The organism is Ruminococcoides sp. (genome assembly GCF_057037865.1).
In genome coordinates, this window is the sequence record NZ_DBLZMS010000006.1 from 126,045 (window position 1) to 146,021 (window position 19,977).

Sequence of the window (19,977 nt, forward strand, 5' to 3'; positions counted from 1 at the left end):
GTGTTATAATATAGTCAAGATAGTCAAGATAGTCAAGAGGTGAGGATAATGCTTACACAGGACAGATATCGTGCAATACTTGATTTGCTCGAAGAAAAAAATTCGGTCACGGTGTCGGAATTAACAAAGTTACTTGACTCATCCGAGTCAACAATAAGAAGAGATCTTTCCGCTCTTGATGAGATGGGAAAGCTCACAAAGGTTTTCGGCGGTGCAACTTCAATCACCAGAAACGAGGGCGTTTTTGAAGATGCGGTAAGCAATCGTGAAACCGTTATGAGCGATGAAAAAGATGCGGTTGCAGAATACTGTGCAAAGCTTATCCATGACTCTGACTTTGTTTATATTGACGCAGGAACAACAACATTAAAGCTTGTTGACCACATTACAAATACAAACGCAACATATGTTACAAACGGCATAACACACGCCAGAATGCTTATCCACAAGGGTATGCAGACATATATAGTAGGCGGAAAAATAAAACCGCTTACCGAGGCTGTTGTGGGTGCCGAAGCAATAAAAAGCATAAACTGCTTTAACTTTACAAAAGCTTTTATGGGAGCAAACGGAATTGACATCGGTTCGGGATTCACAACCCCCGACATTGAAGAAGGTCTTATAAAGGAAACGGCAATCAACAAATCTTATATGGCATTTGTTCTTGCAGACCATTCAAAATTTCGCAGGGTGTATTCCGTAACATTTGCCCCTCTGCGAAAATGTTGTATAATCACCGACAAACTGCCTACGCCGGACTTTTCGCAGGCAACGGTGATAAAGGAGGTAAAAAATGATTTACACCGTAACGCTTAATCCGTCAATTGACTACATTGTCAGACTTGATTCACTTGTTCCGGGAATAACAAACCGAACAACCGCCGAAGAATATTACTACGGAGGTAAGGGAATCAATGTTTCATGCGTACTTGCAGAGCTTGACCTTGAAAGTACGGCATTCGGATTTGTTGCAGGCTTTACGGGTGACGCCATTGAAAAGGGTATTCGCAACGACAGGATTATCACCGACTTTATTAAGCTTGAAAGTGGAATTTCAAGAATCAACATAAAAATCAAAGCCGGCGTTGAAACAGAAATCAATTGTCAGGGACCTCACATAAGTGAAGGCGAACTTGAAAGGCTGTTTTCAAAAATTGACAGAATATCCGACGGCGACACAATCGTAATTGCAGGAAACATTCCGAATACGATGCCTGATGATGTTTACGAAAGAATCCTTGAAAGAATCAAGGGCAAGGATGTACGAATTGTAGTTGACGCAACAAAAAAACTTTTACTCAACGCACTCAAGTACAAGCCGTTCCTCATCAAGCCGAACAGACAGGAACTTTCCGAAATGTTCGGAGTTGAAATCAACACCGAGGATGATATTGAAAAGTATGCAAAAGAGCTGCAGAAACTCGGTGCAAAAAATGTTCTGATTTCACTCGGCGGTGACGGAGCAATGCTCATTGACGAATTTGGAAAAAGGCACAAAGCAGGAGTCCTCAAAGAAAAGGTAATTAACACAGTCGGTTCGGGAGACTCAATGGTAGCAGGCTTTGTGGCAGGATATGAAAAAACAAAAAGCTACCCCTATGCGCTGAAATTGGGCAGTGTGTGCGGAAATGCAACGGCATTTCTTGACGGACTTGCCACAAAAGAAAAAATAAATGAATTGCTTGCAAAATTCAATTAAAAAGGAGAGAAAAATATGCGTATCACAGATTTATTAAAAAAATCGGGTATTGCTCTCGGCGTTAAAGTTGCCGACAAGAGCGAAGCAATTGACAAACTTGTTTCATTACATGAAAAATGCGGAAACCTCAAGGATGTTAAAGCCTACAAAGAGGGAATCCTCAACCGTGAAGAACTCGGCACAACAGCCGTAGGTATGGAGGTTGCAATTCCCCATGCCAAGAGCGAAGCTGTAAAAGCTCCCGCCCTCACAGCTATCACAGTCCCCGACGGTGTAGATTATGACTCGCCCGACGGTAAGCCCTGTAAGCTGCTCTTTATGATTGCCGCAACAACAGACGGTGATGTTCATCTTGAAGTACTTGCAAGACTTATGCAGCTTTTGATGCATGAAGATTTTACCGCAAAGCTTAAAGCCGCAAAAACTCCGGAAGAATTCATCTCGATTATTGACGCAAGAGAAACAGAAAAGTTCCCCGATGAACCAAAGGCAGAAGTTCCTGCAAAGAAGGGTTACAGAGTTCTTGCTATCACAGCCTGTCCAACAGGTATTGCTCATACTTATATGGCGGCTGAATCACTCCAGAAAGCCGGCGACAGCCTTAACATTCCGATTAAGGTTGAAACAAACGGTTCGGGCGGTGCAAAGAATGTGCTTACCGAAGAAGAAATTGCAAATTGTGACGGTATCATCATTGCCGCTGACATCACAATAAATCTTGCCCGTTTTGACGGCAAGCCCGTTTTACAGTGTGCCGTTTCAGACGGTATTCATAAGCCGGAAGAGCTTATCAACAAGATTGTAAACAAAGAAGTTCCCGTATATCATCACAAAGGCGGTTCTGCAGATGCTCCAAGGAAGAGAGGCGGCGCTTACGGTCACCTTATGAACGGTGTATCACATATGCTCCCGTTCGTTGTAGCAGGCGGTATCTTCATTGCAATCGCATTCCTCATTGATATTGCATGCGGTGTTAACGCACAGGAGGTTGGCAGTGCATTCGGTACGGTAACTCCAGCAGCCGCATGGTTTAAGACACTCGGCGGTGTGGCATTTAACCTTATGGTTCCTATCCTTTCAGGCTTTATCGCAATGTCAATTGCAGACCGTCCCGGTCTTCTCGTTGGTCTTGTAGGCGGTTTCCTTGCAACATCAGGCGCAACCTTTATGGATCCTGCCGCTGCAGAAACAGTTCCGTCAGGCTTCCTCGGCGGCTTGCTCGCAGGTTTCGTAGGCGGTTACTTAATGCTCGGTATTGAAAAAATGTGCGATAAGATGCCTAAGGCTCTTGAGGGTATCAAGCCCGTTCTCATCTATCCGCTTCTCGGACTCGGCGGTATTCTCGTTGTAATGTGCGCAGTCAACCCATTCATGGGTATGATTAACTCAGGTATGTCAAACGGCCTTAACGCTATTGCCTCTAACCCTGCAATGATGGTTCCGCTCTGTGCGCTCCTCGCAGGTATGATGTCTATCGACATGGGCGGTCCTTTCAACAAGGCAGCTTATGCATTCGCAACACTTAACCTTGCAAACGCAGACGATCAGGCATACATCATTATGGCAGCAGTTATGATCGGCGGTATGGTTCCTCCAATCGCAATCGCTCTTTCAAACACATTCTTCAAGAATCGTTGGACAGACGAAGAAAGAAAGAATGCTCCCGTAAACTATGTAATGGGACTTTCATTCATCACAGAAGGTGCAATTCCTTACGCAGCAGGTCATCCGCTTCAGGTTATCCCTTCATGTATCGTTGGTTCTGCAGTAGCAGGCGCACTTTCAGCTCTCTTTGGCTGTAAGCTTATGGCTCCTCACGGCGGTATCTTCGTATTCGCAACAATGCAGGGTACATGGTATTTCTACCTCCTTGCTCTTGCAATCGGTGCAGTAGTTACAATGCTTATGCTTGCACTTCTCAAAAGACCGATTAAAAAATAATTAATTTGCTATTACCCGTTTTTTGAAATGTTTTGTTCCTCGGCACCGGTGTAAAAGCCGGTGCCACCCCTCAAAACTCAAAGAACTTTCACGACATTAGATTCAAAACTTCAAAACACAAATTTATTTATAAAGGAGATTTTATTATGGTATCAAAAGAACTCGTACTCACAAATGCGCAGGGATTCCATATGCGTCCGGCATCGGTTTTTGCAACAGCTATGGGCAAATACAGCTGTGATGTAACAATCAAATTCAACGGCAATCAGTACAACGCAAAGAGCCTCCTCAACATTATTGCGGCTTGCATCAAGTGCGGCAGTGAAATTGAAGTTGTTTGCGACGGTGCTGACGAAAACGAGGCACTTGCAGAGGCAGTACAGCTCATTGAGAGCGGTCTTGGCGAATAATGGCCCTGACAGACCAGTTACAAGAGGTGAAGATTATGCTACACGGAACAGCCGCATCCGAGGGTATCGGAATCGGTAAGGTAATGCTTATTGAAGAACATTCGCTTGAATACACTCCACGAACAGTAACAGATACTGAGGCAGAGTCACAGCGTTTTAAGGCAGCAGTAGATGCTTTTTGCTACAATACTGAAAAACAGGCAGAAAATCTTCGCAGTTCAGCCGGTGAAAAAGAGGCAGAAATTCTTGCAGGTCACATTCAGATTATCAAAGATCCGTATCTCAGCGGTGAAATTGAAAAGCTGATTGCAGACGGTCAATGTGCGGAATCTGCTCTTGAGCATATGTGCGATATGTTTATTGCAATGTTCTCGGCAGCTGACGATGAGCTTACAAAACAGCGTGCGGCTGATGTCAGAGATATCAAGAGCGGTGTTCTTGGCATTCTTCTCGGAGTAAACGAAATTAAAGTAAGCGATGCGCCAAAAGGCACTGTGCTTGTTGCAAGGGAGCTTACTCCTTCTGTTACGGCAGGTATTGTAAAAGAAAACATAGCAGGCATTATTACTGAAACAGGCGGAACAACTTCCCACTCTGCAATTCTTGCAAGAGCGCTTGAGATTCCCGCCGTACTCAGTGTTGAGGGTGTCGCATCAAGCCTGAAAAACGGCGACACAGTTGTAGTTGACGGCAGTGAGGGTGCTGTAATTGTTAATCCGGATGATAACACAGTTGCAGAATACTCCAAAAAGCGTGACGCTTTTCTTGCAGAACGCAAAGAGCTTGAAAATTACAGGGGACGAGAAACAAAATCCGCAAGCGGAGAAGTTTATGAACTTTTCTGCAACATAGGAAAACCCGAAGACGCTGTCAAGGCGGTTGATGCAGACGGCGAGGGTGTCGGACTTTTTAGAACAGAGTTTCTGTTCATGGACAGAACTTCAATTCCGACAGAGGACGAACAGTTTGAGGCCTACAAAAAGGCGGCTCTTATCTTAAAGGGCAAGTCGCTGATTATCAGAACACTTGATATCGGCGGTGACAAGGACATTCCGTACCTTGGACTTGAAAAAGAAGAAAATCCGTTCATGGGATTCCGTGCAATCAGATATTGCCTTAAAAACCGTGAACTTTTCAAATCACAGATTAAAGCCATTTTGCGTGCAAGCGCATTCGGTGACATCAAGATTATGTTCCCGCTCATCACAACTATGGATGAACTTCGTGAGGGAAAAAAGCTTGTCGCAGAATGCAAAGCCGATTTACGCAATATGGGCATAAATTTCAACGAAAACATTCAGGTTGGTGTTATGGTTGAAACAGCGTCTGCGGCAGTTATCGCAGATATGCTTGCAAAAGAGGCAGACTTCTTCAGCATCGGCACAAATGACCTTACAGGCTACACAATGGCTTGTGACAGAGGCAACAACGATGTGTCTTACCTCTACTCCCCCCTTCAGCCAAGCGTTCTCAGAATGATTAAGCGCACAATTGAGTGCGGTGTTCAGAACGGCATTTCAGTCGGAATGTGCGGTGAGGCTGCCGCAAACAAGCTGATGATTCCGTTGCTTATTTCATTCGGACTCACAGAATTCAGCGTTTCCGCTCCGTCAGTTCTCAATGTGAGAAAAATAATTTCCACATGGACAAAAGAAGAGGCAGACAAAGTTACTGCAAAGGTGCTTGAAATGAGTACACAGCAGGAAATTGTCGAATACCTCAAATCGGTTGTGTAAAACAACCAAGTTAATATGCGTTAATCTCAGTTAAATAATTTGCAAACACGATTAATCCCCGTCAGAAATTCTGACGGGGATTTGTCTTTTGGTATATTAATTAGTTTTTTCTCTGCATACTATCCCTTTTTGAAAAGACGCAGCCGCAGTAGTTTTGGCGGTAGAGGTCATATTCTTTTGAAAGGATGATTGAACGCTTGTAGCCTTCACGCTTTTTGAAGTCGCTGTACAGCCACGAAATGCCGTACTTCTTGGCAAGCTCCGCACCGATTGCATTAAGCAACTGCGCATTTTTCAGCGGACTGATTGTAAGCGTGGTTGTGAAATAATCAAAGCCGTGTTCCTTTGCGTAGCGTGCAGAGGATTCAAGTCGCAGTCTGAAACATTTTTCACACCGCTTTCCGCCCTCGGGTTCATTTTCAAGACCTTTGACATACTCAAAGTAATCCTTGGGCAAATATTCGCCTTCAATTACCTTTACAGGATGTTCAAACGGCATAAGCGACACAAGACGCTTTTCTTCGCTCAGGCGGTAATTATACTCATCTGCAATCGAAATATTCGGATTGTAAAAATAGACCGTGATATCAAAATATTTTGAAAGATACTCAAGGCAGTATGACGAACATGGGGCGCAACACACATGCAAAAGCAGCTTCGGGACTTTTCCCTCCCCCGTTATTTTGTCAATTATCCTGTCGAGTTCTTTCTGATAGTTTATCTTGTTCATACTATTATATAAATTTGCAAATGTAATCAAAAAGTTCTTCGGCTGTGTCTGCAACAAACGGCGCACCTGCGTTCATAAGCTCGTTTTTTCCCCTGAATCCCCATGAAACACCTGCCATTTTTACACCCGCATTGTTTGCCGTAAACACATCGACATCGCTGTCACCGACATAGAAACATTCTTCGGGAGTTACACCGCTCGTATCGAGGAGTGCAAGCAGAGCATCAGGCTCGGGCTTTGTCTTGTACTGTGGTTTCTGCCCCCATGCCTGAGTAAACCTGTGATTTGGAAATGCTTTTTTTAGCATTTTATCAACAAATTCATCGGGCTTGTTTGAAAGCACACCTGTTTTTACACCCTTTTTTGCAAGCTTTTCAAGCATTTCGGCACAACCGTCATATGCGGCAGTGTGGTCGTTGCAATGAACGGCATAGTGTCTGTCGTAATCAGCCTTGACCTTTTCAAAAAGCTCGTGGTCGGTCCACGCATCTCCCATTGCCCTTCTGATGAGCATTTCTCTGCCGTTTCCGACATATGTTTTATAATTTTCAACCGGCTTTTCTTCAAGACCGTTAAGCTTCAGACCGTAGTTCACACTTATAGCAAGATCGGTAAGCGAATTCATAAGCGTGCCGTCAAGATCAAATACTACCATTTTTACCATAAATATCACCTTAGTTTAATCCTTTTTCCTGTTCAAAGAGTATTGCTCTGCATGGTGCCGCCTCAACTCCGCCGAGCTTTATCGGAAACGCACACAAATCATATTCGCCGTCAGCCACTCCCGAAAGATTGAGATTTTCGAGAACGGCAATATCCGCTCTGCCAAGTTCAAGATGTGTTTTAACTTCATCAAACGGAGGTGCGATTGACTCGGCATCCGTACCGACAAGCACCACCCTGCTTTGTGCAAGCACAATTGCGGCAGAATGTGAAAGGTATGTTTTGCCGTTCCCACGAAAGAGTATGCGTTTTCGGCAATACGGCAACAGCTTGTCCATATCTTCGCCCGTCAGCACACCCTTGACCGTTATTACGGTGCATTTTCCGTAGAAAGTGTTGAGCCTTAAATCGGTTATCCCTTTGCCGTCAGGGCAAAAGTGGAGAGGAGCGTCAATATGCGTGCCTGCATGAACGCACATAGAAATCTGCGAAAGATTGCACTCGTCATCTTCATCAATACTTCTCAGCGGAGTTACAACCGTTTCAGGATCACCCGGATATGTTTCGGTTGTAAGAGTGTCTCTCGAAATATCATGAATATACATACATCCTTCGCCTCTTTTCTTTTTGAACATTTTTAATTCACGCAGAGCATCAGCTCCTCGGAGTCTAAGAAAAATATAACTCTGCTTAAATTCAGAACGAACCCATAGTATGAGTAAAGCGGAACATCTGCACTATGATTATACCACATATTACTGCATTTTGCACCTTTATCGGCAAAATTTCCTTGTTTTACGGCAAAAAAATAACCCCACAGGAAAACCCTGTGGGGTAAATTGCAATTGTGAATTTAATCAACAGCGATTAATTATTCAACAGAAATCGGTAAACCGACATTGCCTGTTTCGTAACCGCCAACGATGTACTTCTGAACGAGAGTAGCATCCTTGATTGAGATTCTGCCATCCTCGTTAGCATCGCATGCCTTGAATGCGTTTGCATCATCAGCAGCAATACTCATAAGGTTGATAGCAATCTTCTGAATTGTTGTAGCATCTACAACTGTAATTGAGTAGTCACCGTCAGCATCGCCGAGAAGCGGAACACGGGCACCGTCAATCTTAATATTAGCCTTAGCACCTGAGCGTGACGGATAATCAAACTTAGTAAGATCAAGTGTGATTGTTACATCAACGAGTGAATCTTCCGGATAACCGGCAGAAACTGTGTTAAGGAGCATATTTTCACCATTGAATGTAAGGTCAAAATCTTTGCCTATAGTAGCTGCGCTCTGCTCAGGAAGACCCCAGTTAGCTGCCCAATCGTCGTTAACTGCAAACTTGAACTGGTATGCAGCATCAGCAGATTCAACACCTGTGTATGTAATCTGATAAACCTTGTCAGCAATCTGAGTCATGTGGTTAACTTCAGCGTCAACGCCCCATGCTACACCGTTAAGCCAGCTGTTTTCGCCGTTACCAACAACTGTAATGCTGTTGATTTCAAGGTCTGTAACCATTTTAACACCGTCACCTGTTACAGCAATCTCGTTTGTAGCAGGATTGAAAGTTACAGTTACATCACAAGCACTTTCTACATCGAAAGTTACATTGTTGTCTGTACCGTCAAGACCGATCCACTTCTGCTCGTCGCCTGTGTTTGCAACGACCTTGAGCTGATAGCTTTTGCCCACCGGAACAGCTGTAAATGTCTTTGTATAAACATCGCCGCTCTTTGTCATTACATTTTCGGGAGCGAGTGCAGGAGAACCCTGCCATTCATAACCTGTGAGTGACTCAACACCTGCTACAACATACTGTGTTGCATCAGCAGGCTCTGTTGCAGGTTCTGTAGTGGGTTCTGTTGTGGGTTCAACAGTTGTAGGCTCAACAGTTGTTGGCTCAACAGTTGTAGGCTCAACAGTTGTAGGTTCTTCTGTTGCAGGAGCTGTTGTACCTGAAGGATCAACACCGAGAAGTGTAGCTACTGTTGTAAGCGGAGCACAGTCGGGATAAGCTACGGGATCAGCAAGCTCTGTTGCATACATTTCAGCATAAGCGTTGTAAACATCCATTGGCTCAGCCTCAACCTGTGCACAAATGTCAGCTACAGTTTCGGGAGTGTAGTTTTTAGGATTCTTAACAGCCCAGTTGAAAATAGCCTGTGCAACCATTTCTGCTCTTGAAAAGTAAACCGGGAATCTGCCCTCAGTTACATGACCGAGTGATGTGATTGCAGCCTTTGGACCGTAGTTATCACTGTTATTCTTCCATGTTGCAGCAAAGTCACGCTTTGATGAATCTTCGGTATTCTCAACTGTACCGCCTGTGAGGTAAATTGTGTCGCCGAGACAAGGCTTGCCGAGTGTTACATTACAGGTCTGGTGACTCTGTGATTTAGTATCAATTGTTGAGAAAATTACAGCATAGTCAGCGTTGTCTTTAAGACCGCCGTGATTTGTGCCGTCAGCTGACTTCAATTTTGCAGTATCGAAGTAGTAAAGACCTGTAGCAGTATCCTTCTTACATTTCTCTGCCTTACCCTGCCAAGATGTTTCAGGTAAATCATCGCCTGCTACAGCGTAAAGGTGACAGTATACTGTCTTTGTTGTTCCCCACTCTGCAGGGAGATTAGATGCGTCAAAATAGATTTTTGTGTCGGTTTCTTCAGCTGATGCAGAGAATATGGTCAAGCCTGAAAAACAGGATACAGCCATAAGAACTGCAAGCACCAAACTGAGAACCTTGGATGATTTTTTCATCGCTAATTCCTCCTTTTTTGTTACTCAAATTTCGAGTAATTACATTATATATCAAAATGCTCACATTTACAAGTGGTTTTTGGCAAGTTTGTAAATTTTTTCTAGTTCTTGTTTTAAACCTATTGTTATGCGCTAACATTTGGTGTTTTTACTTGACAACAGTTGCAAATAATTGTATTATTTTAATGGTTATTTTTATCTATCTATCTGTTAAGAGAGGTTAAGTTATGGAAAACAGCAAAAAAACCATGGATAAAATCGTTGCCCTGTGTAAAAACAGAGGCTTTGTTTACCCAGGCTCCGAAATTTACGGCGGTCTTGCAAACACATGGGATTACGGTCCGCTCGGTGTTGCACTTAAAAACAATATCAAAAACGCATGGCTCAAAAAGTTTGTTCAGCAGAACAAATATAATGTAGGTCTTGACTCTGCAATTCTTATGAACCCGCAGACATGGGTTGCATCGGGTCATCTCGGCGGTTTCTCTGATCCGCTTATGGATTGTAAGGAATGTAAAACCCGTCACCGTGCCGACAACCTTATTGAAGATTTTGACGGCACAAATGTTGCAGGCTGGACAAATGAAGAAATGATGAATTACATCAAGGAAAAAGAAATTCCGTGTCCTAACTGCGGCAAGCACAACTTTACCGACATTCGTCAGTTCAACCTTATGTTCAAAACATTCCAGGGCGTTACAGAGGACAGCAAGAATGAAATTTATCTTCGTCCCGAAACTGCTCAGGGCATTTTCGTGAACTTCTCTAACATTCAGAGAACAAGCCGTAAGAAAGTTCCTTTCGGTGTTGCACAAATCGGTAAATCTTTCAGAAACGAAATCACACCCGGTAACTTTATTTTCCGTGTTCGTGAGTTTGAGCAGATGGAGCTTGAATTCTTCTGCAAGCCGGGCACTGACCTTGAATGGTTTGAATACTGGAGAGGTTTCTGCCGTGACTGGCTCTATTCTCTCAATATTAAGGAAGAAAATCTCCGCCTTCGTGACCATTCAAAAGAGGAGCTTTGTTTCTATTCAAAAGCCACAACAGACTTTGAATATCTCTTCCCGTTCGGTTGGGGCGAGCTTTGGGGCGTTGCCGACAGAACAGACTATGACCTTACACAGCACAGCAAAACAAGCGGTAAGACACTTGAGTATTTTGATCCGACAACAAACGAGAAGTACATTCCGTATGTTATTGAGCCGTCACTCGGTGTTGAGCGTCTTTTCCTTGCTCTTGTTGTTGAGGCTTACGATGAAGAAGTTATTGACGAAAAGGATACACGAGTTGTGTTAAGACTTCATCCGACACTTGCTCCGTACAAAGCTTGCGTTCTTCCGCTTTCTAAGAAGCTCAATGAGCAGGCAGGCAAGGTTTACGAGCAGCTTTCAGCCGACTTTATGACTGATTATGACGATGCCGGTTCAATCGGCAAGCGTTACAGAAGACAGGACGAAATCGGTACTCCGTTCTGTATCACATATGACTTTGAGTCTGTTGACGACGGTTGTGTAACGGTTCGTGACCGTGACACAATGCAGCAGGAAAGAGTTGCAATTGACAAGCTCAACGATTATATCGCTGAAAAGATTAAGTTCTGATTATAATATGATATCAAAAGGACATTCCAAATGGAATGTCCTTTTTTTATTGCGTATTGCATTCATCAGATGCCGAAAAATTTTCTATCAAGATTGAATTTATAAATGGCACAAATTAGTAGCGGCGAACCTTGTTCGCCGCTACAGTATGACAATTATTTTGCGGCATTTATATAATCTGTCTTATCACAAATATTGTGCCGTTACTTAGCGGGCGCCCAATGAGCGCCCCTACTGATAATAACCGATAACAAAAACAGCGGATAACCTCAAAATTAGGGTTATCCGCTGTGTGTTTTATTCAATATAATAATCTGAATTCAATCAAATTACTTTGAGAGGTTTGTGAGAACCTTTTTGATTCTCTCAACAGCCTCAATCGTGTTTTCTCTGTCACCGAATGATGTAAGACGGAAGTAGCCGGCACCGTTTTCGCCAAAGCCCTCACCCGGAGTACCTACAACATTTGCCTCGTTGAGGAGAAGGTCAAAGAATTCCCAACTGCCCATATTGTTCGGACACTTGAGCCAGATGTAAGGTGAGTTCTTACCGCCTGTGTAGTAGATGCCGAGTTCATCAAGAGCAGATGCGATAATTCTTGCATTTTCCTGATAGTAAGAAATGTTCTCCTTGATCTGCTTCTGACCTTCTTCGCTGAATACAGCGGCAGCAGCACACTGAACAGGCCATGAAACACCGTTGAACTTTGTTGCCTGACGGCGGTACCATGTTGCATAGATATTGTGACCGTCACGCTCAAGCTCCTTAGGAATTACTGTGTAACCGCATCTTGTACCTGTGAAACCTGCTGTCTTTGAAAGTGAGCACATTTCAATTGCACACTTTCTTGCACCTTCGATTGCAAAAATTGAACGAGGGAGATCCTCTGTGATGAACGCCTCATAAGCTGAATCGTAGAGGATTATTGCATCGTTTTTGAGAGCGTAGTCAACCCATGCCTTGAGCTGTTCGGCGTTGTATGCAGAGCCTGTCGGGTTGTTAGGTGAGCAAAGGTAGATGATGTCTGCCTTTACATTTTCATCAGGAAGAGCGGCAAAGCCGTTTGCCTCATTTGACGCGGCATAAACGATTTCTCTGCCTGCCATAATGTTTGAGTCAACATATACGGGGTAAACAGGATCGGTTACGAGAACAATATTATCTTTTGAGAAGATGTCGCCTATGTTACCGCAGTCAGACTTTGCACCGTCTGATACAAAAATTTCGTCAGCGCCTACTGCAACACCAAAGCTCTTGTAATAATCTGAAATAGCCTGTCTGAGAAACTCGTAGCCCTCATAATCGGGATAGCCCTTGAAGGTTTCCTTGTGAGCAAGATCCTCTGCGCCCTTTTTCATTGCCTCAACAACAACAGGAGCAAGCGGAAGGGTTACATCACCGATACCAAGCTTGATAACCTTTTTATCGGGATGAGCCGCAATATATGCATTTGTCTTTTTTGCAACATCTGCAAAAAGATAGTTAGGAACGAGATTGTCAAAATTTCTGTTAATCTTCATTAAAATCAGTCCTTTAAATCTGAAAGTTAAGTGGAAAAATCAATTACTTTTCAAGTGATGCCTTAATAAATTCTCTGAAAAGCGGATGAGCACGGTTCGGGCGTGACTTGAATTCGGGATGATACTGAACAGCAACGAAGAAACGGTTGTCGGGAACTTCAACAGCCTCAACAAGAAGTCCGTTAGGTGAAGTACCTGTAATCTTCATGCCTGCATTTTCAATTTCCTCTCTGAAATCGTTATTGAACTCATAACGATGACGGTGACGCTCTGAAATTTCATGCTGACCGTAAGCCTTAGCCATAAGCGAATCTGGATTGATAACACACGGATATGCACCAAGACGCATTGTGCCGCCCATATCCTCAATGCCCTCCTGTTCAGGCATAAGGTCAATAACATTATGCTTGCCCTCTGGTGTAAACTCACCGCTGTTGGCGTCAGCATAGCCGAGAACATCTCTTGCGTATTCGATTACTGCAGTCTGCATACCAAGACAGATTCCGAGATACGGAATATCATGCTCACGGGCATATTTTGCAGCCATAATCTTACCTTCGATACCTCTGTTACCGAAGCCGCCCGGAACAAGAATACCGTCAACATCACCGAGAAGCTCGTCAACCTTATACTTTGTGAGAAGTTCGCAGTCAACCCACTTGATTTCAACATCGGCGGAATTTTCATAGCCGCCGTGACGAAGTGCCTCTGCAACAGAAAGATATGCGTCATGGAGAGCAACATACTTACCGCAAAGAGCAATCGTGCATTTCTTTGTGCGGTTGTTGATACGGCTAAGCATTTCTTCCCACTCGGAAAGGTCAGGCTTTTTGTCTGTTACAATATTGAGCTCACGACATACAACATTTGAGAAATTGCTCTTTTCAAGCATAAGAGGTGCCTGATAAAGCGTTGGGAGAGTAATATTTTCGATTACACAATCCGGCTTTACATTGCAGAAAAGTGCAATCTTGTTGAAAATGCTCTCCTCAAGAGGTTCGTCACAACGAAGAACGATGATATCTGGATTGATACCGAGTGAACGAAGCTCCTTTACAGAATGCTGTGTCGGCTTTGATTTGTGTTCCTCACTGCCCTTGATATAGGGAACGAGAGTTACATGAATAAAGATGCTGTTCTCTCTGCCGACTTCAAGAGATACCTGACGGATAGCCTCAAGGAACGGCTGGCTTTCGATATCGCCCACCGTACCGCCGATTTCCGTAATTACAACATCGGCATTGGTCTTTTCACCTACATTGTAGATAAAAGACTTAATTTCATTTGTGATGTGAGGAATTACCTGAACTGTCTTACCGAGATAGTCGCCGTGACGCTCCTTTTCAAGAACATTTGAGTAAACCTTACCTGTTGTGAGGTTTGAATACTTGTTAAGGTCCTCATCAATAAAACGCTCATAATGGCCGAGGTCGAGGTCGGTTTCTGCACCGTCCTCCGTTACATATACCTCGCCGTGCTGATACGGGCTCATTGTACCCGGATCGACATTGATATACGGGTCAAGCTTTTGAGCAACAATCTTGAGCCCTCTTGCCTTTAAAAGTCTGCCGAGAGATGCGGCTGTGATACCCTTGCCAAGACCGGATACGACACCGCCTGTTACAAATATATATTTTTTATTTTTCTTATGTTCGGTTATCTCCACGATTACACCTCAACTTCGCCTTCAAATACTTTTTCCGCATTACCTGTCATATATACCGTTTCATCAGTATAGTTGATAATAAGATCGCCGCCCTTGAGCTTAATCTTGATGTCTTCGCCCTTTTTGCAAAAACCGTTTTCACAAGCGGCAACCGCAACGGCACAAGCGCCTGTACCGCAAGCCCATGTTTCGCCTGAGCCACGCTCCCACACTCTCATCTTGATTGTATGGTCATCGAGAACTGTTACAAATTCTGTATTCACTCTTTCAGGGAAGAGCTTATCGTTTTCAAACTCCGGTCCTACGGTTTCAATGTCAAGATTATCAATATCGTCCATAAATACCACGCAGTGTGGGTTGCCCATTGATACGCAGGTGATGTTATAGTTCTTGCCTGCAATTTCAACAGGTCTGTCAACAACCTTGTCACCGTCGAGAACAACAGGAATTTCCTTCGGATCAAGAATAGCCTTGCCCATATCAACTCTGAGGCGGTTAACCTTTCCGCCTGAAGTATAAGCCTTGAGTTTCTTGATACCGCTGAGTGTTTCAATTGTAATTTCGTCTTTTTCGTTGATATCAACCATACCGTGGTCATAGAGGAACTTACCTACGCAACGGATACCGTTACCGCACATCTTACCCTCTGAACCGTCAAGGTTGTACATTTTCATCTTTGCATCTGCAACCTTTGAAGGACAAACAAGAATAATACCGTCGCCGCCGATACCGAAATGTCTGTCGGAAAGTCTTACGGCAAGCGCTTCGGGGTTGCTGATTTCCTGATCAAAAGTGCTGCAATAGATATAGTCATTGCCTATACCCTGCATCTTAGTGAATTTTAACATAAGCTTTTCCTCTCTCATGTGGTTAATGTCGATAAGCTCCGTGCTGTGCTGTGAATAGTGGCTCTTGAGGCAATCTGCAAGTGCATTTGCCGTATCAAGAGATGTAAGACACGGAATATTTCTTTCAACAGTCTTACGACGGATTTTAACAGAATCTCTTGAAGGAATTCTGCCCTTTGCTGATGTTGAAATAACATACTGAATCTTGCCCGATTCAATGAGTGTAAGAGTATTGTTTGTCTTGGACTCGTGAATTTTCTTTACGCTTACGGCATCGATACCATACTTCTTGAGTACATCCGCTGTACCCTCTGTTGCGTAGATTCTGAATCCGAGGTCGTAGTATTTCTTTGCGATTTCACCGATTTCAGCCTTATCAGAATTACGGACTGTGATGAACACACCGCCCTTTTTCTTCATCTTGTAGCCTGCACCGATGAGTCCCTTATAGAGAGCCTCCTCAAGTGTGCCTGCAACACCGAGAACTTCACCTGTTGACTTCATCTCGGGACCGAGGTGGTTATCAACATTGATAAGCTTTTCAAAGCTGAATACGGGAACCTTAACCGCAATGTAAGGACTCTTTCTGTAAAGGCCTGTGCCGTAGCCCATATCTTTGAGCTTTTCACCGAGCATTGCTCTTGTTGCAAGGTCAACCATAGGAACGCCTGTTACCTTACTGATGTAAGGGATTGTTCTTGAAGAACGGGGATTTACCTCGATAACATAGAGTTCGTCTTTATAGATAAGGTACTGAATGTTTACAAGTCCCTTTGTACGGAGTTCGATTGCAAGGTTCTTTGAGCTTTCAATAATAATCTGAGTCATTCTGTCAGAGAGATTCCATGCCGGATAAACCGCAATTGAGTCGCCCGAGTGAACACCGGCACGCTCGATATGCTCCATAATACCCGGAATAAGAATATCTTCACCGTCACAAATGGCGTCAACTTCAAGCTCTGTACCCTGAAGGTACTTATCAATAAGAATCGGATTTTCAATATTCTGTGCAAGAATGATTGCCATATACTCTTTGACATCATCTTCGTTGAATGCAATAATCATATTCTGACCGCCGAGAACATATGACGGACGGAGAAGAACAGGATAACCGATTTTGTCTGCAACATCGAGAGCCTCGTCTGTTGTCATAACCGTTACGCCACGGGGACGCTTGATGTGATACTTTTCAAGAAGCTCGTCAAAACGCTCTCTGTCCTCTGCCATATCAATGGCATCGTATGATGTGCCGAGAATATTTACACCGTTGTCGCTGAGGAACTTTGTAAGCTTAATTGCTGTCTGTCCGCCGAATGCAACAACTACACCGAACGGATTCTCTGTCTTTATTATGCCCATAACATCTTCGGTTGTGAGCGGTTCAAAATAAAGTCTGTCGGCTGTGTCAAAGTCTGTTGATACTGTTTCAGGGTTGTTGTTTACGATAACAACATCGTAGCCTGCTTTTTTGAGCGCCCATACGCAGTGAACAGACGCATAGTCAAATTCGATACCTTGACCGATTCTGATAGGACCCGAACCGAATACGATAACTGTTTTCTTATTGCTCTTCTGCTCTCTGATGAATTCCTCAGCTTCATTTTCCTTATCAAATGTTGAATAGAAGTAAGGAGTTTCAGCCTCAAATTCTGCGGCGCAGGTATCAACCATTTTATAAACAGGAACAAGCGGATTTTCAACCTTCCTGCCTGTGATTTTTTCAATTGTTCTGTCAAGGAATCCATTGTTCTTGGCACGAACATAGAGATCCTCCGTAAGCTCGCCGTTCTTGAGTTCGTTTTCAACGGCAATAAGATTTTTGAGCTTTTCAAGGAACCACTCGTCAATGAGAGTGATGTTGTGAATCTGTTCTACTGTAATGCCTCTCTTGAGAGCCTCATATACGCAGAAGATTCTTCTGTCGTCGCAAACGCTGAGTCTGTCATAAACCGATGCGTTTGAAAGCTCTGCAAATTCCTTGTCATTGAGAGTATCGTGAGAAATCTCGGCACCTCTTACGGCTTTCATAATAGCCTGCTCAAATGTCGGAGCAATAGCCATAACCTCGCCTGTTGCCTTCATCTGAGTACCGAGTGTTCTCTTTGCATATACAAATTTATCAAAAGGCCATTTCGGGAATTTTACAACAACATAGTCAAGCGCCGGCTCAAAGCAAGCGTATGTTGTACCTGTAACGGCATTCTTGATTTCATTAAGTGTGTAACCGATAGCAATTTTAGCGGCAACCTTTGCAATAGGATAACCTGTTGCCTTTGACGCAAGTGCCGATGAACGGGATACACGGGGATTAACCTCGATAACCGCATATTCAAATGTTTCGGGGTTGAGTGCGAACTGGCAGTTACAACCGCCCTCTACCTTAAGTGCAGAGATAATGTTGAGAGCCGCACTTCTGAGCATCTGATATTCCTTGTCGGCAAGTGTTACCGTAGGAGCGATAACGATTGAGTCGCCTGTGTGAACGCCTACAGGATCGAAGTTTTCCATTGAGCAGACAGTAATAACATTTCCGTCGCTGTCACGCATAACCTCAAACTCGATTTCCTTCCAACCTGAGATACATTTTTCAACAAGCACCTGTGTGATAGGGGAAAGTTCAAGACCGTTTGATGTGATTTCACGAAGCTCTTCCTCGTTATCGACAATACCGCCGCCTGTACCGCCGAGTGTGAATGCAGGACGGATAATTACAGGATAACCGATTTCATCGGCAAACTTAACAGCTGATTCAACATCTGTAACAACAAGTGACGGAATAACAGGCTGACCTATTTCAATCATTGTGTCCTTAAAAAGCTGTCTGTCCTCTGCCTTGTCGATTGTTTCGGGGTTTGCACCGAGAAGCTGAACATTGTATTTATCAAGGAAGCCCTCTTTTGCAAGCTGCATTGAAAGGGTAAGACCCGTCTGACCGCCGAGGGTTGAAAGAAGGCTGTCAGGGCGTTCCTTTTTGATGATTCTCTTAACTGTTTCAAGCGTCAACGGCTCAATGTAGATTTTATCAGCCATTGCGTTATCAGTCATAATTGTAGCAGGGTTTGAGTTTACAAGAATAACCTCAAGTCCTTCTTCTTTAAGCGCACGGCAAGCCTGTGTGCCTGCATAGTCAAATTCGGCAGCCTGACCGATTACGATAGGGCCCGAACCGATTACCATAACTCGTTTGATATTCTTTTTGAGTGGCATATAATCATTCCTCGTTCAAGTAATTATTGTATCTGTTCTTATGCTGAATAGTAATCCGAATTTCGGACTCTTATTTTTTGTTGTTCTTCATCAATTCAATAAAACGGTCAAACAAAAATGCTGTATCATGAGGACCGCCGCAAGCTTCCGGATGGAACTGAACCGAGAAAGCAGGCATATTTGTGTAGTTTACGCCCTCGCAGGTGTTATCATTGCCGTTTACAAAGCTTACTTTGCCGTTTTCGGGCATACTGTCGCTTACAACAGCGTAGCCGTGGTTCTGTGATGTAATGTAAACTCTGCCTGTTTCAACCTCTTTTGCAGGCTGGTTTGCACCTCTGTGACCGTACTTGAGCTTTTCTGTTTTTGCACCCTGTGAAAGCGCAAGGAGCTGGTGACCGAGACAGATACCGAAGGTCGGAATCCCGAAGTCACAAAGCTTTTTGAGCTCTGCAATAATCTCTGTGTTGTCCGAAGGATCTCCCGGTCCGTTTGAAAGCATTACGCCGTCGGGATTCATAGCCTTAATTTCATCCGCTGTTGTGTGGGCGGGAACGACTGTAAGGTTACAACCTCTCTTAACAAGCTCTCTGCCGATGTTATGCTTTGCGCCAAAATCCATAAGCACAACATTGAGGTCGCCGTTTTCAGCGTCAAAATGCTCTTTTTCTTTTATAGTAGTGCTTTCAACAGCCTCTGTAATAACATAGTTCTTAATCTCGTCAAGTTCTTCCTTTGTTACATCGGGAGAATAGGAGATTTTGCAGTTCAGAACACCGTATTCACGCACAATTCTTGTGAGCGCACGGGTGTCAATTCCGTAAATGCCGGGAATTCCCGACTCTTTTAAAAAGGTGTCAAGATCACCCTCACAACGGAAGTTTGAAGGAACTTGGCACCATTCTCGTACAATATAACCTTTCAGTGACGGAGAGTCACTCTCAAAATCGGCAGGGATAACACCATAGTTGCCGATTAAAGGGAATGTCTGAATAACCACCTGACCGTAATAGCTGGGGTCGGTGAGTGTTTCAAGATAACCTGTCATTGCTGTAGTAAAAACAAGTTCTCCCGTAGTTTCTTTTTCGGCACCAAACGCCTTGCCCTCAAAAACTGTTCCGTTTTCAAGGATTAAGTATGCCGCACGGCTCATAAAAACACATTCCTTTCAATAAACTAAAAAAATCGC

Annotated in this window: 14 protein-coding genes; 6 read left to right on the plus strand and 8 right to left on the minus strand. The window is 43.8% G+C overall.

The window, feature by feature from the left end:
• Positions 1-48 precede the first annotated feature (48 nt).
• The 5 genes from AC2HW8_RS06955 to ptsP all read left to right on the plus strand — a co-directional run bounded on the left by AC2HW8_RS06955 (position 49) and on the right by ptsP (position 5,786).
• Complete coding sequence (locus AC2HW8_RS06955) at positions 49-816, plus strand: DeoR/GlpR family DNA-binding transcription regulator (protein WP_021883525.1); 768 nt, start codon at positions 49-51, stop codon at positions 814-816.
• Positions 794-1,699, plus strand: a complete 906-nt coding sequence (gene pfkB, locus AC2HW8_RS06960) for a 1-phosphofructokinase (protein ID WP_015522641.1) — start codon at positions 794-796, stop codon at positions 1,697-1,699. Before AC2HW8_RS06955 ends, pfkB begins: the two co-directional genes overlap by 23 nt.
• A 15-nt stretch (positions 1,700-1,714) precedes the next feature.
• Positions 1,715-3,640: a PTS fructose transporter subunit IIABC gene (locus tag AC2HW8_RS06965; protein WP_117979572.1), complete on the plus strand. Its 1,926-nt coding sequence runs from the start codon at positions 1,715-1,717 to the stop codon at positions 3,638-3,640.
• A gap of 146 nt (positions 3,641-3,786) precedes the next feature.
• Positions 3,787-4,050 (plus strand): HPr family phosphocarrier protein, encoded by a 264-nt coding sequence (locus tag AC2HW8_RS06970; protein ID WP_015522639.1) that lies wholly within the window; start codon positions 3,787-3,789, stop codon positions 4,048-4,050.
• Between the two features lie 35 nt (positions 4,051-4,085).
• On the plus strand, positions 4,086-5,786 hold the full coding sequence (gene ptsP / locus AC2HW8_RS06975; protein WP_021883523.1) for a phosphoenolpyruvate--protein phosphotransferase: 1,701 nt from the start codon (positions 4,086-4,088) through the stop codon (positions 5,784-5,786).
• Between the two features lie 100 nt (positions 5,787-5,886).
• Here the strand turns inward: ptsP and AC2HW8_RS06980 are convergent, their stop codons facing one another.
• From AC2HW8_RS06980 to AC2HW8_RS06995, 4 genes are all read right to left on the minus strand, one after another.
• Positions 5,887-6,516 carry an epoxyqueuosine reductase QueH gene (locus AC2HW8_RS06980; RefSeq protein WP_295024494.1) on the minus strand — a complete coding sequence of 210 codons (630 nt, stop codon included), beginning with the start codon at positions 6,514-6,516 and terminating at the stop codon, positions 5,887-5,889.
• Positions 6,517-6,520: 4 nt separating this feature from the next.
• Positions 6,521-7,180 (minus strand): HAD family hydrolase, encoded by a 660-nt coding sequence (locus AC2HW8_RS06985; protein ID WP_484327337.1) that lies wholly within the window; start codon positions 7,178-7,180, stop codon positions 6,521-6,523.
• Positions 7,181-7,190: 10 nt separating this feature from the next.
• Entirely contained in the window at positions 7,191-7,784 is a 594-nt protein-coding gene (locus AC2HW8_RS06990) for a cyclase family protein (protein WP_021883520.1), read from the minus strand.
• Between the two features lie 266 nt (positions 7,785-8,050).
• Positions 8,051-9,943, minus strand: a complete 1,893-nt coding sequence (locus tag AC2HW8_RS06995) for a dockerin type I domain-containing protein (protein WP_303665483.1) — start codon at positions 9,941-9,943, stop codon at positions 8,051-8,053.
• A gap of 227 nt (positions 9,944-10,170) precedes the next feature.
• Here AC2HW8_RS06995 and AC2HW8_RS07000 point away from each other — a divergent pair, with 227 nt between their 5' ends.
• On the plus strand, positions 10,171-11,547 hold the full coding sequence (locus AC2HW8_RS07000; RefSeq protein ID WP_117520919.1) for a glycine--tRNA ligase: 1,377 nt from the start codon (positions 10,171-10,173) through the stop codon (positions 11,545-11,547).
• 329 nt (positions 11,548-11,876) lie between these two features.
• On the opposite strand, the gene AC2HW8_RS07005 is transcribed toward AC2HW8_RS07000, so the two are convergent.
• From AC2HW8_RS07005 to AC2HW8_RS07020, 4 genes are all read right to left on the minus strand, one after another.
• On the minus strand, positions 11,877-13,067 hold the full coding sequence (locus tag AC2HW8_RS07005; RefSeq protein WP_117839113.1) for an LL-diaminopimelate aminotransferase: 1,191 nt from the start codon (positions 13,065-13,067) through the stop codon (positions 11,877-11,879).
• A 43-nt stretch (positions 13,068-13,110) separates the two neighbouring features.
• Complete coding sequence (locus tag AC2HW8_RS07010) at positions 13,111-14,733, minus strand: CTP synthase (RefSeq protein WP_303664520.1); 1,623 nt, start codon at positions 14,731-14,733, stop codon at positions 13,111-13,113.
• Between the two features lie 2 nt (positions 14,734-14,735).
• On the minus strand, positions 14,736-18,788 hold the full coding sequence (carB, locus tag AC2HW8_RS07015) for a carbamoyl-phosphate synthase large subunit (RefSeq protein WP_484327338.1): 4,053 nt from the start codon (positions 18,786-18,788) through the stop codon (positions 14,736-14,738).
• 70 nt (positions 18,789-18,858) lie between these two features.
• Positions 18,859-19,941, minus strand: coding sequence for a carbamoyl phosphate synthase small subunit (locus AC2HW8_RS07020; protein ID WP_021883514.1), 1,083 nt, complete (start codon positions 19,939-19,941; stop codon positions 18,859-18,861).
• Positions 19,942-19,977: the final 36 nt, after the last annotated feature.